Here is a 15,029-nt window from a genome sequence, read left to right as displayed (position 1 = left end):
ATGGCGGTTTTAGTATGTGGTGGTGCAGGTTATATTGGAAGCCACACAGTTGCAGCACTTTTAAGGAGAAATGAAGAAGTTGTCGTTGTAGATAACCTCGTCACAGGACATAAGGAATCTGTTTTGGGAGGAAAACTGTATATAGGCGATTTAAGGGATGAAGCTTTTTTAGACAAGGTATTTACAGAAAATGAAATTGAAGCGGTGATTGATTTTGCAGCTTTTTCACTTGTAGGAGAAAGTGTAGAGGAGCCATTTAAATATTATGAAAACAACGTATGCGGGACATTGAGCCTTTTAAAAGCGATGAAGAAACACAATGTCAACAAAATCGTGTTTTCTTCAACAGCTGCAACATATGGAGAACCAGAGAGAATTCCAATAGAAGAGGAAGATAAAACTAATCCCACAAGCCCTTATGGTGAGACAAAGCTTGCCGTTGAAAAGATGCTAAAATGGGCAGACAGTGCTTATGGAATCAAATACGTCGCTTTGCGATATTTTAACGTTGCAGGGGCTATTGAAACAGGCGAGATTGGAGAGGACCATTCGCCTGAGACGCACCTTATACCGATTATACTTCAGGTTGCACTTGGGAAAAGAGAAAAGATAATGATTTATGGTGATGATTATCCTACTAAAGATGGGACATGTATAAGAGATTATATTCACGTGATGGATTTAGCAGATGCACACCTTCTGGCGCTGGACAAATTGAGAAAAGACAATAATAGCGCAATTTATAACCTGGGAAATGGAGAAGGTTTTAGTGTAAAGGAAGTGATAGAAGTTGCAAGAAAAGTGACAGGGCATCCTATTCCAGCAGAAGTTACTGGGCGACGTCCGGGAGACCCTGCAGTACTTGTGGCATCTTCCAAAAAGGCACTAGAAGAGTTAGGTTGGGTGCCAAAACATCCATCTTTAGAAGAAATAATTGAAAGTGCTTGGATGTGGCACAAAAATCATCCAAATGGCTTTAAGAGAGGGTAAAGGAAGGGGTATAAATGGAAAACTTAATACCAGTCAGCTACAAATTATTAAAAGGAATGAACGAATCAGTTATATTAAATATCATAAGAAAAATGGGACCTATTTCAAGAGCGGATATTGCCAAAGAGACAAATTTAACGCCGCCGACTGTGACTAACATTGTAAACAAACTCATTGCTGAAAATATTGTAATGGAGTACAAAGTTGGCGAATCAAATGGTGGAAGGCCTCCTGTACTTATCAAATTAAATCCTGATTTTATGAGTATTATTGTCATTCATATAAGCACCTACAACTTACATCAATATACTCTTGATGCAGAACTTAAAACAAAAAAGAAAGAGAAGAATTCTATTAGAGGTTTAAAGCAAGAAGAAGTTTTAGAATTGTTGACATCTGTTCTTGATAAAGCAATAAAAGAATCTCCACAAAATGTATCGGGGATAGGAATTGTAGTTAGAGGACCTGTAAAAATGAAAGAAGGTATATCTGTATTTGCACCTAATATTGGGTGGAGAAATGTTCCTTTAAAATCAATTGTAGAAGAAAAATTTGGTGTACCTACCTATGTTATAAATGACGTGCGAGCTATGGCTTTAGGAGAATTTCATATGGGCAAAGCAAAAGATGTTGAAAACATGATATTTTTAAAGGTTGGCTATGGGATAGGTTCAGCAATACTTATAAATGGCAGGATATATACTGGAGCCAGTGACGGTGCGGGTGAAATAGGGCATACAACTATTGATGTAGCAGGGCCACAATGTAGTTGCGGCAATTACGGTTGCTTTGAAGCGTTGGCTTCAGAAAAAGCCTTAGTGAATTTAGTTGTTAAATCTATTAAAGAGGGTATGGATTCTATTGTGTATCAAATGGCAGAAGGGATGTTAGACAGTGTTACTCCTGAGATGATATACGAGGCAGCAAAACTAAACGATAAATTAGCAGTCAATGCTTTAAAAACTATAGGAAGATATTTAGGAATAGGTATAGCCAATACAATAAATACATTTAACCCAGAGCTCATTTTGATAGGGGGAGGGATTGTGCAGGCACGTGAGCTTATTGAAGATATCATTATAGAAACTGCTAAAAAGCGCACTTTTGAGAATTCATTTTCTTCCTGCAGAATAGCTTTTGCTGAATTAGGTGATGATGCTACACTCATCGGCGCTGCCAATATGGTCATGGATGAAGTATTATAACCCCTCTCTGTCATTCTGAGCGCAGCGAAGAATCTTACCTACTGAGGTAATGAAAAAAATAAAAAATTATGCAGAAAGGAATGAAAATAGTATGGCAATAAAAATTGACAAAATAAACTTTTTAGGATGGGAAAACAGTATAAAACTGTCTAATGGCATTATTGATGTTGTGGCTACAACTGATATAGGCCCAAGAATTGTAAGGTTTGGATTTGAAAATGATGTAAACGAATTTAATTTGGACCCTAAAACTATTGGCTTAAAAGGAGGTGACGAATACAGATATTATGGCGGCCATAGATTGTGGCATAGCCCCGAAGATAGAAAGAGGACATATATACCAGACAATGATGAAGTTGATTGGCATGAAATAGAAAACGGTGTGAGACTTATTCAAAAACCAGAAAAATGGGTTAATACACAAAAGCAAATCGATATAATCTTAAGTCCTGATGAGAGTAGAGTAAGGCTTATACACAGGATAACCAATCTTGGAGCATGGCCTATTGAACTTTCAGCATGGACAATAACAGTATTAAACACAGAAGGAATTGAAATAATTCCTCAGCCAAATAGGGATACAGATTTACTTCCAAATAGGCAAATTGTACTCTGGCCTTATTCTAAAATGAATGATAAAAGGGTGTATTGGGGAGAAAAATATATTGCACTGAAACAAGATCCTAATAACAGAGAACCTTTTAAGTTAGGAATTAACAATCAAGAAGGCTGGGCTGTTTACGCAAGAGGAGGACATCTCTTTGTAAAAAGATATTATCCACAACAAGATGTAACATATCCTGACTTTGGAGTATCTTTTGAAACCTATACAAATGATTGGATGCTTGAAATAGAAACATTAAGTCCATTTACAAAATTACAGCCTGGTGAAACTGTTGAGCATATTGAAGAATGGGAGCTTTACAATAATGTAAATGTAAAAGATATAGATGAAGGTGCCTTTGATGAGGTTGTAGAAAAATATTGCAGGAAGTAAATTTTTGGTTACAAAAAGTTTATAAAAATTTTTAATAAATTACGCTTTCAAAGAAGGAATTTTCGAATTCATGTCGAATATATAATATAGGAGTTAGTTAAAATAAAAAATAAAGTTACGAGCTTATAATTACTAAATTAGTTAAATTAGTAATTGAGTAAGTGTTTTGAAACTAAAATAAACGTTTTAGCAGATTTGAGAATAAAAAACCCCGAATATTAAAGAAAAATATTTTATAAAGTTTTTAAGTAATACAAACAATAGAAAAGAGTATAAAATTTTCTTGAAAATATTATTAATTAAATTTTTTAATAAATGTGCTTTTTATAAAATTCGATAACGTTAACAGATATCTTTAAGAATTTATACTTTAGGTAATCTCAAAACATTTTATAAAGAAAGGAGAGTGATATTACCAGGGAACTTGTTAAACAAAAAATTTTATTTTAAAAAATTTAATTGAAAGGGGAAATTTGATTTATGCGAAAATTGATTGCTTATATTATTTCAATCGTTTTTGTGCTTTCATTATTACTAACAGGATGTGGAAACACTAGCAATTCTTCTTCATCAAATAATAGTCCACAACAAAACACATCGTCAACATCTGGTACAAAAAAAATTACAGTATGGGCTTGGGATCCTAATTTTAATATTGCTATAATGAATGATGCAAAAGCAATTTACACTAAAGAACATCCTGATGTGCAAATTGATGTAGTAGAAATGGCAAAAGGCGATTTGGAACAAAAATTAAATACAGTACTTGCTTCAGGGGTTAAAGAAGGTTTGCCTGATATAGTGTTAATAGAAGACTATAATGCACAGAAATATCTTCAAGCATATCCGGGCGCATTTGCAGATTTAACAAATAAAATTGATTATAGCAAATTTGCAAAATATAAAGTTGAGCTCATGACTATTGATGGAAAAACGTATGGAGTTCCTTTTGACTCAGGGGTTACAGGATTATTTTACAGAAGAGACATATTAGAACAAGCAGGATATAAACCAGAAGATTTAAATAATATAACTTGGGATCAATTCATAGAAATAGGCAAAAAGGTAAAAGAGAAAACTGGGAAAGCAATGCTTGGCTTTGATCCTGCAGATGGTGGATTGATGAGAATAATGCTTCAGTCTGCTGGAGAATGGTATTTTGATAAAAATGGGAAACCTAATTTTACAAATAATCCCGCATTGAAAGAAGCAGTAATAATGTACAAAAAACTATTTGATTCAGGTATAATAAAGAAAGTAAGTGGTTGGAACGAATGGGTTGCAGCTTTTAACAAAGGAGATACAGCTGCAGTTGTTACAGGTGCATGGATTATTGGATCCATTAAAGCAGAGTCAAGCCAAAGTGGTAAATGGGGACTTGCACCTACCCCACGTTTAGATCTTAGCAATTCAGTTAATGCTTCAAATCTTGGTGGTTCAAGTTGGTATGTGCTTAGTAGTTCCAAAAATAAAGACACTGCGATTGATTTTCTTAAGGAAATATATGCAGGAAATAATGATTTTTACCAAAAAATACTTGTAGAAAGAGGAGCAGTTGCTACTTACTTGCCAGCCCAGTCTGGAAGTGCTTATTCTGCACCAGACCCATTTTTTAGTGGTCAAAAAGTATATGCTGATTTATCAGAATACATGAAAAATATTCCGCCAATCAATTACGGCGTCTACACATATGAAGCAGATGCAGCAATCATGGGTATAATGCCAGATGTATATTCAGGTAAAATTTCCGTAGATGATGCTTTGAAAAAAGCAGAGGAGCAATTAAAAAATCAGATTAACCAATAAATATTGCTTGAATTTAAAATTGGGATGAGGAATAGCAATTAACTTTAATTGCTATTCCTCATTAAATAAGAGGTGAAATAATTTATGGTGAAAAGTGAAACACACGCTCCGTTAAATGGTAAAAGTATCTCTTATGAAAAGACTTTAAATAGATATGGATGGCTTTTTATACTTTTGGCATTAATATTGCTCACAACTTTTCTATTTTATCCAATAATTTATTCTTTATATCTTTCTACCATCTTTTCTAAAGGTATTGTACAAAAATTTGTTGGATTAAATAATTATATAAGACTTTTTAATGACCAAATGTTTTTGATAGCTTTAAAGAATACTTTTACCTTTTTAGTAATACAAGTACCAATAATGCTTTTTTTGGCATTAGTGCTTGCGGCTATTCTTAACGACAAGAGTATTAAATTTCGAGGCATTTTTAGAACAGGTATATTTTTACCAGCAGTCACTTCACTTGTGGCATATGCAGTTTTATTTAAAATGATGTTTAGCTTAGATGGATTTATAAATACAACTCTCATGAATTTTCATATAATACAGAAACCCATTCCATGGTTATTAGATCCTTTTTGGGCAAAGGTTACACTTATTATAGCAATGACTTGGCGATGGACTGGATATAATATGGTATTTTATTTATCTGGATTACAAAATATTCCATATGATTTATATGAATCGGCAGAAATAGATGGAGCAAATAAAATACAACAATTCTTTTATATAACTATTCCAATGCTTAAACCCATTATCATTTTTACAACTATTATGTCTACAATAGGAACTTTACAATTGTTTGATGAACCTATGAATCTTTCAAGTGGTGGTGTAACTGCTTCTAGTATAGGACCAGGAAATTCTTTACTTACGTTATCTGTGTATATTTATAATCTGGCATTTAAATATATGCCTAATTTTGGATATGCTGCTGCAGTCTCTTATGTTATAGTATTCTTTGCAGCAATATTAACTATTATTCAATTTAGAATGGCAGGTGAAAAAGATTGAATTTTAAGAAAATTTTGTTCAGACTCTTAGTTTATACTTTTTTGATTGCTATATTTGTTATTTCAGTTTTTCCTTTTTATTGGATGATAGTTGGGATGACTAATAGTGCAGTAGATGTGATAAGGGGGAAAATGACTTTTGGTAATCAATTAGTTAATAATTTCATGACTCTTAACACATCATACAATTTAAGTAGAATACTATTTAATTCCATAAAAATTTCTATGTTAACAGTAATGGGAACTTTGATAGTGGCGTCTATGGCGGCATATGGCTTTGAGATGTATAGATCAAAAACTCGTGAAAGGATTTATGGTGTGATACTTTTATCAATGATGGTGCCTTTTGCAGCGCTTATGATCCCTTTATTTAGATTAATTGTAGAACTCAAACTTTTAAATACTCATGCAGGAGTAATTCTCCCAAGTATTGCATCGATATTTATAATATTTTTCTTTAGACAAAGTTTTAAATCTTTTCCTAAAGAAATTATAGAAGCAGCACGAGTTGATGGAGCAGGAGAATTGAGGACGTTTTTCTCTATTGTAGTTCCATCGATGAAATCCACATATGCAGCAGCAGCAATTTTTTCTTTCACAACAAGCTGGAATTCTTATTTGTGGCCGCTTGTTGTATTGCAAACCGATAACCAAAAAACAATTACACTTTTAATTTCGAATTTAGCATCTGCATATTTCCCTGAATATGGAGTTATTATGACAACAATTGTAATAGCTACTTTACCTACAATCATTATGTTTTTTGCACTACAAAAATACTTTGTACAAGGTATGACTGGAGCTGTTAAACAGTAAATTTATTATGAAATTTAAAGTATTCTCATTAACTTGTAATGTATAAAATAATAGAGTTAAACTTTTAGGCAATATTATAGGAGGACTTACTATGTCTATTCATTTTAATGATAAAACAAAAACTTTTTACCTAACTGCCAAAGATACAAGTTATGTAATTTATGTTTTAAAAAATGGCGCTGTTTTACATGTATATTTTGGCAAAATAATAAAGACTCCTAATATATACCATTTATTAAAATTACCCCATATAAGTATAGATAATGATATTATTAACTTTGGGAATCAGTTAATGCTAGATTTTTTGCCACAGGAGTACCCTGCGTATGGTAATACTGATTTTAGGAGTCCTGCATATCAAATTCAACTTGAAAACGGTTCTACTGTTTCTGATCTAAGGTACTTATCTCACAAAATCTATAAAGGTAAGCCTAAATTAGAAGGGCTTCCGGCTACTTATGTTGAAAATGAAGATGAAGCTGATACTCTTGAGTTAGAATTGTATGATAAAATAGCTAATTTAAAGGTAACTTTAATTTATACAGCATTTAGGGATTATGATGTTATAACAAGGTCAGTGAGATTTGAAAACATGGGAAAAGAAGACATAAAATTGTTAAGAGCTTTGTCTATGAATGTTGATTTTAATGATAGTAATTTTGACATGATTCAATTGTCAGGAGCTTGGGCGAGAGAAAGACATGTTATAAGAAGACCGCTTGTACCAGGAGCCCAGTCTCTGGAAAGTAGAAGAGGTGCAAGCAGCCATCAGCAAAATCCTTTTATAGCACTTTTAAGGAAAGATGCTGATGAATGGCATGGAGATGTGTATGGATTTAGCCTTGTTTACAGTGGCAATTTCTTGGCACAAGTAGAAGTAGATCAATATAATATGGCAAGAGTTTCTATGGGAATCAATCCATTTGATTTTTCATGGCTTCTAAAGCCAGGTGAAACATTTCAAACACCAGAAGTCGTTATGGTTTATTCGGACGGTGGCTTAAATAAAATGTCAAATATCTATCACAAACTGTACAGAAATAGACTTATGAGAAGTAAATTTAAGGATAGAGAAAGACCAATTCTTATAAACAACTGGGAAGTTACTTATTTTGATTTTACAGAAGAAAAACTTAAAGAACTTGCTAAAGAAGCTAAAGATTTGGGGATTGAACTATTTGTTCTTGACGATGGATGGTTTGGAAAAAGAAATTCTGACAATTCTTCACTGGGAGACTGGTTTGTAAATAAAGAAAAGATTCCAAGTGGTTTGGATGGCCTTGCAAAAGACATAAATTCTTTAGGTTTAAAATTTGGATTATGGATGGAACCAGAAATGGTGTCTCCTGATAGTGATCTATTATATAGAAAGCATCCTGATTGGTGTATACATGTACCTGATAGGCCGAGAAGTGAAAGCAGAAATCAACTTGTGTTAGACTTGTCGCGAAAAGATGTACAAGATTATATTATAAAAGTAGTGTCAGATATTTTGGAAAGCGCCGACATAAGTTATGTAAAATGGGATATGAACAGAAATATGACAGAGATAGGGTCTGCACTTTTGCCGCCAGAGAGGCAAAGAGAAACTGCTCACAGATATATTCTTGGACTTTACAGAATATTAGAAGAAATAACGACAAGGTTTCCTGATGTTTTGTTTGAAAGTTGTGCTGGTGGTGGCGGTCGTTTTGACCCTGGAATGCTTTATTACATGCCCCAGACTTGGACCAGTGATGATACAGATGCTGTGGAAAGACTTAAAATACAGCATGGTACAAGTATAGTTTATCCTCTTATTTCAATGGGAAGCCACATATCTGCTGTACCAAATCACCAAGTTCATAGGGTTACACCTTTAAAAATGCGTGCACATGTAGCAATGTCAGCTAATTTTGGCTTTGAACTTGATTTGACAAAATTGAGCAGTGAAGAAAAAGAGGAAATAAAGAAATATGTTGAAAAGTATAAAGAGATTAGGAAACTGGTGCAATTTGGAGATTTTTATCGATTGTTAAGTCCCTTTGAAGGGAATGAAACTGCTTGGTTGATTGTTTCTGAGGATAAAAGAGAATTTTTGCTCTATTATTTTAGAGTTTTGGGAGGAGCAAATGAACCTATTAAAAGACTTCGTCTAAAAGGAATAAATCCAGATTTTAATTATGTTTTAGAAGATGATGGTAGTGCATATAGTGGTGATGAACTTATGTATGCAGGGATAGTAATTCCAGAACTTACAGGGGACTTTCAGAGCATTATGATGCATTTTAAGGAGGAGAGTATTAAGAATGAGTAGAAAAGTATTGAATTTTAATGTAGATTGGTTATATATTCCTGATAACTTAAATGATGCATATAAATTTGATTTTGATGAAAGCAATTTTGAACTTGTTAGTCTTCCTCATGCAAACAAAACATTTCCTCACCACTATTTTAAAGAAGAAGACTACAGGTTTGTTTCCTGGTACAGAAAACATTTTAAAGTAGATGAGAGATACAAAGGGAAAAAGGTTTATTTTCATTTTGAAGGTGTTATGACTGTTGCGAAGGTTTATGTAAATGGCGAATTCGTAGGAGAACATAAAGGAGGATATACACCTTTTGAATTTGACATTACACAATATGTCAAATATGGCGATTTTAAAAATTTAATTGCTGTACAAGTGGATTCAAGAGAACATAAAGATATTCCTCCAGAAGGTCATCTTGTAGATTACATGTTGTTTGGTGGAATATACAGAAATGTATGGCTGAAAATTTTAAATAAAACTTATATACAAGATGTTTATTTTGTTATTGATAAATTGCAAGATTCTGTTGCTGAAATTTCAATTACCACAACCATCGAAGGTAAAGAGGTAAGAAATGCAAAAATATTGACAGAGGTTATAAATAAAGAAGGTGCTGTGTGTTTATCTTCGGTTACTGATGTTAAAGACATGCAAAAGGAGATTGTACAGCAAATAAAGATGGAGCATCCATTAACTTGGCATCCAGATCATCCGTATTTATATAATGTGTCTGTAAAACTTATTGCAGAGAATGAAATTTTAGATAATTATACTTTTAGAACAGGAATAAGGACTGTGCATTTTGGAGATGACGGTAAGTTTTATATTAATGGTGAAGCTTTAAAATTAAGAGGATTAAACAGACATCAGACTTTTCCTTATGTTGGTGGTGCTATGCCGGATAGGGTTCAAAGAAAAGATGCAGATATACTAAAGTATGAATTGGGATTAAATTATGTTAGGACGTCCCATTATCCGCAGGCTGTTTCATTTTTGGATAGATGTGATGAGATAGGCTTGCTAGTTTTTGAAGAGATACCTGGATGGCAGCATATAGGCGACGAAAATTGGAAGAACATTGCAAAAGAGAATTTAAAAGAGATGATTTTAAGAGATAGAAATCATCCTTGTGTATTTATGTGGGGTGTGCGAATAAATGAGTCTTTAGATGACCACGATTTTTATAAAGAAATGAATGAAATAGCTCATAAATTAGACAGAAGTAGACCAACAGGTGGTGTTAGATATTTAAGAGATAGTGAAAAGCTAGAGGATGTATTTACATATAACGACTTTGTATACAATTTAGAAGGCAAAATACAACTTCCAAATCACAAAAAGTATATGGTAACAGAATATATGGGTCACATGTATCCGACAAAATCTTATGATAACCTTAATCGACTTATTACTCATGCAAGGTTGCATGCTCTTATTCAAGACAAACAATATGGGATACCAAACATGGCTGGTGCATCAGGCTGGTGTGCATTTGATTATAATACCACAAGTGCTTTTGGTTCAGGAGACAATATATGCTATCATGGAGTCTGTGATATATTTAGACTTCCAAAATTTGCAGCTCATTTTTACAGGAGTCAAGCCGACCCGCACTTATATGGACCCTATGTGTTTATAGCTTCGTACTTAATACCATCATTTGAGGAAGAGAACGGCGATAAATTGCTTGTATTTAGCAATTGCGAAGAAGTAGAACTTTATATAAATGATAAATTTGTGAAAAGACAAATGCCCAATAGAGTTGACTTTCCTAGTTTACCACATCCGCCTTTTGAATTTTCAATAAAGGAATGCGGAATCAACTATATGGAGGTAAGAGTTAATAATGCTTCTATTACTGCGGTAGGTTTGATAGACGGTAAGGAAGTAGCAAGACATACATTAAGGCCATATGGGAAACCACATAAATTAATTCTTTCTTGTGATGATAATGAGATTATGGCAGATGGCGCTGATTGTACACGGGTTGTTATAAGTGTTGTAGATGAAAACGGATCTATTCTTCCATATGCTAATATACCTGTATCATTTGAAATAGAAGGTGAAGGAAAACTGAGTGGAGAAAATCCGTTGACATTAGAGGCTGGCAGAGGAGCAGTTTATGTAAAATCGACACGAAAGTCGGGAGAAATAATTTTAAAAGCTAAATCTCATTATGTAGAGGGAGAAAACAGTATATCTATAAAAACTAAATCAATAGGATATTAGATCCCACCATTTGCGGTGGGGTTTTTTGACTTTATCATGCAAATAGAAGCTGAGAGATTATAATATTGACAGATTTTTCTTAAATAAAATATAATGAAAACAAAATAATAAAAAAACTGTTAAGAGATATAGAAGATATCAGAGAGGAGCATTAATTATGAAGAGACTATATTTGGCATTTATTATGTTAATTGTATTTAGCATCATTTCTTCAGGTTGTTCTAATTCAAATTCACAAGAAAATCTTTATACGGGAACAATAGAAGCCGAAACTTTGTATGTACAATCAGAGATATCTGGTCGTATCACTGATTTATATGTAAAAGAAGGAGATGAAATTAGAAAAGGAGATAAGATAGCTTTACTTGATGTAAGTCAATATGAAGAACAAGCAAAAATAGCTAAAGCCAATTTGGAAATAGCAAAGTTAAAGTATGACCAAGTTAAAAATGGACCTAAGAATCAAGCTGATATAGCGAGATTAAACGTAGACCAAGCGCAAGCAAATTATGATTTAACCAACCTTATGATTAAAAAGGGAACAATAACTTCTCCGATTGATGGTACTATAACTAATATTTACATTAATGCTGGCGAAATAGCTATGGCGGGAGGAAATATTGCTCAAATATCTGATTTAAAGAATCTTTTTATAAAAATATACATACCAGAAAAGAATTTGCATAAAGTTTCTTTAAACCAAGAAGTAAGTATAAAAGTAGATTCTATAAAAGATTCAATTAAAGGAAAGATTACTTATATTTCACCAAACGGCGAATTCACTCCCAAAAACACTGTGACAAAGTCATCAAAAGAAGATGTAGTATACCAAGTAAAAGTTCAAATCCTTGACCACATAAAAGATTTAAAACCTGGAATGTTGGCAGATGTCATTGTAAATGAATAGAAGGTGTAGATAATGGAATATGTAATAGAATTGAAAGAATTGACAAAACGATTTGGCAATATAACTGCTGTAGACAAGCTTACGTTACAAGTTCCGACTTATAAAATATTCGGCCTATTAGGGCCAAACGGCTCAGGAAAATCCACCACTATACGGATGATTTGTGGCATTTTAAAGCCCACATCAGGAGAGGGAGCTGTTCTAGGCTATGATATAGAAAAAGAAAGTGAGAAAATAAAAAAATCTATAGGGTATATGTCTCAAAAATTTAGCCTTTACGAAGATTTAACTGTGAGAGAAAATTTAAATTTTTATGGAAGTGTATATGGACTAAGTAAAAAAGAGATGAAACAAAGGATCAAAGAAGTTCTTGATATTGTTGGATTAGAGGAGAGAGGAAAGCAAATTGTTGGTACATTATCAGGAGGATTGAAGCAGAGGCTTGCTTTAGGCTGTGCCATATTACATAATCCTAAATTGCTTATACTTGATGAACCTACATCAGGAGTGGACCCTTTATCAAGAAGGATGTTTTGGGATATCATAAAAAGCCTTGCTAATGATGGTATGTCAATTTTATTGACTACTCATTATATGGAAGAAGCAGAAATATGTGACCTCACAGCTTTTATGTTTAATGGAAAGTTGATGGCTTTTGGTACCCCCTATGAGATAAAAAGAGAAAATAATCTTGATTCGCTTGAAGATGTCTTTATTAAATACGTAAGGATGATGAATAATGAATAAGACGAGGCTTTTTGCAATTATTAAAAAAGAAATTATACATATAAGAAGAGACAGGATAAGTTTAGTTATTTCATTTATTATGCCTATTACAATGCTTTTGCTCTTTGGCTATGCTGTTGCAACAGAAGTTGACCATATACCAATGGCAGTTTTTGACCAAAGCAAGACCTTTGAAAGCAGAAACTATATTGAAGCATACAAAAATTCACTGTATTTTAATCCGGATTTTTATGTAAGTAGTATAGATGAGTTAAATCGTTTACTGGATGAAGGAAAGGTAAAAGCAGGTCTTATTATACCGCCGAATTTTTCGCAGTATAAAGTAAAAATGGTACAGCCTTTACTTAAAATTGATGGTTCTGATCCTACCACAGCAAGGACTGCTTTATCAAGCGGTATTATGATATCTCAAATGTTTTCAAACAATATTGTACAAAAAGAATTGAAAGTCAAAGGCATGAAAATGCCTTCCATTGGAATAGACCTTTCTACAAAAGTAGAATACAATCCAGAACTCAACACGCAAGTGTTTACAATTCCGGGGCTTTTGGGTCTAATCATGCAAAACATCACCATAATATTGACGGCTTTTGCGCTTGTGAAAGAAAAAGAAAGGGGCACAATAGAACAATTGATTGTAACCCCTATAAAATCTTCAGAATTAATGATTGGAAAACTTTTACCTTACATTCTAATTGGTTACACAGATTTTTTAATGGTTTTAGGGCTTAGCATGTATTGGTTTGGCGTGCCTGTTAGAGGTAATATATATCTATTGCTTTTATTAGGACTTGATTTTATAACCTGTGCTCTTGCAATAGGAATACTTATCTCAACAGTAGCGCAGACTCAAACCCAAGCAATGCAGGGGGCATTTTTCGTATTGCTTCCAACCATAATATTGTCAGGATTTATTTTTCCGAGGGAACAAATGCCTACTGTTATAAGAGCAATTGGAGATATTTTTCCACTTACATATTTTCTAGTTATTTTGAGAGGGATAATAATAAAGGGTATAGATGCTTCTCTTCTTGTACATCAAATAGTGATAATTACTCTTATGTCAGTTTTTCTTTTGACAGTGGCCATATTGAGATTTAGAAAGAGACTGGACTAAACCTGAAAAAGTATTTATTACGGAGAAAGTTTTTATGGTAAAATTAACGTAGAACAAAAAGTATTTAAAATTTTTTTGGAAAGGAAGAATTTTTATGAAAGGGACTTGCTATTTTTGTAAGAAAGAATTTGAAAAATCTTCAATGTTGAGACATATTCTTTCATGTAAAAGTATGAAAGAGTATTTTTCAAAGCTGTCAGATGAAGAAGGGATAAAAGAAAAGGAAGTTTTTATTTTAAGCGTATATCCTAAATACGATTCATCACTTTATTGGCTATATGTTTCTGTGGATACAAAAGCTACCTTAAGAGATATTGACAAGTTTTTGCGTGATTTTTGGCTTGAGTGTTGTGGACATTTGAGCCAATTTAAAATTGATGGTGAAATATATGATATAGATCCGAAAGGGTGGTTAGATGAACCTTTCTTTTTTGGACCAAAACCGAAAAGTATGAACTATAAATTAGCAAATGTTATAACGGAAAATATGAAATTTGACTATAAGTATGATTTTGGTTCAACCACGCACTTGGAATTGAAAGTTTTAAAAAGACAATTACTTCCACAGAAAAAGAAAGTAGTTGTTTTGGCACAAAATATTGCCCCGATTTACTATTGTGATAATTGTCAGGAAAAAGCTGAATATTTTTGCTATGAATGTGGAGAATTTTTGTGTGAAAATTGTGTAAAACAACATTTATATCATGAGGAAATGATAGAGAAAATTGCGAATGGGATTGCAAATTCTCCTCGCAATGGCGTTTGTGGATATGGCTTTCAAGATATGTCTTCTATGATTGAAAAATATTTACCTACGGAGTAGATGCTGAAATATAGTTTAATCATATATAATAAATTTAATCTAAAGTTTTTGCAAGTTTTGTCGATAAATAAATTAAACAAAA

Annotated in this window: 12 protein-coding genes; all 12 read left to right on the top strand. The window is 32.9% G+C overall.

The features are described 5' to 3' along the window. The 12 genes from galE to THYS13_RS05670 all read left to right on the top strand — a co-directional run bounded on the left by galE (position 1) and on the right by THYS13_RS05670 (position 14,947). Positions 1 to 990 carry a UDP-glucose 4-epimerase GalE gene (gene galE / locus THYS13_RS05725; protein WP_042833544.1) on the top strand — a complete coding sequence of 330 codons (990 nt, stop codon included), beginning with the start codon at positions 1 to 3 and terminating at the stop codon, positions 988 to 990. Positions 991 to 1,004: 14 nt separating this feature from the next. Continuing rightward, positions 1,005 to 2,195, top strand: a complete 1,191-nt coding sequence (locus THYS13_RS05720; protein WP_012269087.1) for an ROK family transcriptional regulator — start codon at positions 1,005 to 1,007, stop codon at positions 2,193 to 2,195. Positions 2,196 to 2,286: 91 nt separating this feature from the next. Next, positions 2,287 to 3,192, top strand: coding sequence for a hypothetical protein (locus THYS13_RS05715; protein ID WP_042833972.1), 906 nt, complete (start codon positions 2,287 to 2,289; stop codon positions 3,190 to 3,192). 480 nt (positions 3,193 to 3,672) lie between these two features. Further along, complete coding sequence (locus tag THYS13_RS05710; RefSeq protein WP_042833543.1) at positions 3,673 to 4,998, top strand: ABC transporter substrate-binding protein; 1,326 nt, start codon at positions 3,673 to 3,675, stop codon at positions 4,996 to 4,998. Between the two features lie 84 nt (positions 4,999 to 5,082). Next, complete coding sequence (locus THYS13_RS05705; RefSeq protein ID WP_042833542.1) at positions 5,083 to 6,018, top strand: carbohydrate ABC transporter permease; 936 nt, start codon at positions 5,083 to 5,085, stop codon at positions 6,016 to 6,018. Further along, entirely contained in the window at positions 6,015 to 6,833 is an 819-nt protein-coding gene (locus THYS13_RS05700; RefSeq protein WP_052210470.1) for a carbohydrate ABC transporter permease, read from the top strand. The genes THYS13_RS05705 and THYS13_RS05700 overlap by 4 nt, the downstream gene beginning before the upstream one ends. A 91-nt stretch (positions 6,834 to 6,924) precedes the next feature. Continuing rightward, positions 6,925 to 9,129: an alpha-galactosidase gene (locus tag THYS13_RS05695; protein WP_042833541.1), complete on the top strand. Its 2,205-nt coding sequence runs from the start codon at positions 6,925 to 6,927 to the stop codon at positions 9,127 to 9,129. After that, positions 9,122 to 11,353 carry a glycoside hydrolase family 2 TIM barrel-domain containing protein gene (locus THYS13_RS05690; RefSeq protein ID WP_042833540.1) on the top strand — a complete coding sequence of 744 codons (2,232 nt, stop codon included), beginning with the start codon at positions 9,122 to 9,124 and terminating at the stop codon, positions 11,351 to 11,353. The genes THYS13_RS05695 and THYS13_RS05690 overlap by 8 nt, the downstream gene beginning before the upstream one ends. A gap of 157 nt (positions 11,354 to 11,510) precedes the next feature. After that, positions 11,511 to 12,260, top strand: coding sequence for an HlyD family secretion protein (locus tag THYS13_RS05685; protein ID WP_042833538.1), 750 nt, complete (start codon positions 11,511 to 11,513; stop codon positions 12,258 to 12,260). 12 nt (positions 12,261 to 12,272) lie between these two features. Next, entirely contained in the window at positions 12,273 to 13,007 is a 735-nt protein-coding gene (locus THYS13_RS05680) for an ABC transporter ATP-binding protein (protein WP_042833537.1), read from the top strand. After that, positions 13,000 to 14,124: an ABC transporter permease gene (locus THYS13_RS05675; protein ID WP_042833536.1), complete on the top strand. Its 1,125-nt coding sequence runs from the start codon at positions 13,000 to 13,002 to the stop codon at positions 14,122 to 14,124. The genes THYS13_RS05680 and THYS13_RS05675 overlap by 8 nt, the downstream gene beginning before the upstream one ends. Positions 14,125 to 14,218: 94 nt before the next feature. Further along, positions 14,219 to 14,947 carry a B-box zinc finger protein gene (locus tag THYS13_RS05670; RefSeq protein WP_042833535.1) on the top strand — a complete coding sequence of 243 codons (729 nt, stop codon included), beginning with the start codon at positions 14,219 to 14,221 and terminating at the stop codon, positions 14,945 to 14,947. The last annotated feature ends 82 nt before the right edge of the window (positions 14,948 to 15,029 follow it).

Origin of the sequence: Thermoanaerobacter sp. YS13 (assembly GCF_000806225.2) — a bacterium.
GTDB lineage: Bacteria > Bacillota > Thermoanaerobacteria > Thermoanaerobacterales > Thermoanaerobacteraceae > Thermoanaerobacter > Thermoanaerobacter uzonensis.
The sequence above is the reverse complement of the archived record's forward strand: the minus strand, read 5'-3'. Positions and strand labels throughout refer to the sequence as shown.

Coding starts and splice junctions, on each gene's coding strand:
- galE (WP_042833544.1), top strand. CDS start 1: ATGGCGGTTTTAGTATGTGGTGGTGCAGGTTATATTGGAAGCCACACA.
- THYS13_RS05720 (WP_012269087.1), top strand. CDS start 1,005: ATGGAAAACTTAATACCAGTCAGCTACAAATTATTAAAAGGAATGAAC.
- THYS13_RS05715 (WP_042833972.1), top strand. CDS start 2,287: ATGGCAATAAAAATTGACAAAATAAACTTTTTAGGATGGGAAAACAGT.
- THYS13_RS05710 (WP_042833543.1), top strand. CDS start 3,673: ATGCGAAAATTGATTGCTTATATTATTTCAATCGTTTTTGTGCTTTCA.
- THYS13_RS05705 (WP_042833542.1), top strand. CDS start 5,083: ATGGTGAAAAGTGAAACACACGCTCCGTTAAATGGTAAAAGTATCTCT.
- THYS13_RS05695 (WP_042833541.1), top strand. CDS start 6,925: ATGTCTATTCATTTTAATGATAAAACAAAAACTTTTTACCTAACTGCC.
- THYS13_RS05690 (WP_042833540.1), top strand. CDS start 9,122: ATGAGTAGAAAAGTATTGAATTTTAATGTAGATTGGTTATATATTCCT.
- THYS13_RS05685 (WP_042833538.1), top strand. CDS start 11,511: ATGAAGAGACTATATTTGGCATTTATTATGTTAATTGTATTTAGCATC.
- THYS13_RS05680 (WP_042833537.1), top strand. CDS start 12,273: ATGGAATATGTAATAGAATTGAAAGAATTGACAAAACGATTTGGCAAT.
- THYS13_RS05675 (WP_042833536.1), top strand. CDS start 13,000: ATGAATAAGACGAGGCTTTTTGCAATTATTAAAAAAGAAATTATACAT.
- THYS13_RS05670 (WP_042833535.1), top strand. CDS start 14,219: ATGAAAGGGACTTGCTATTTTTGTAAGAAAGAATTTGAAAAATCTTCA.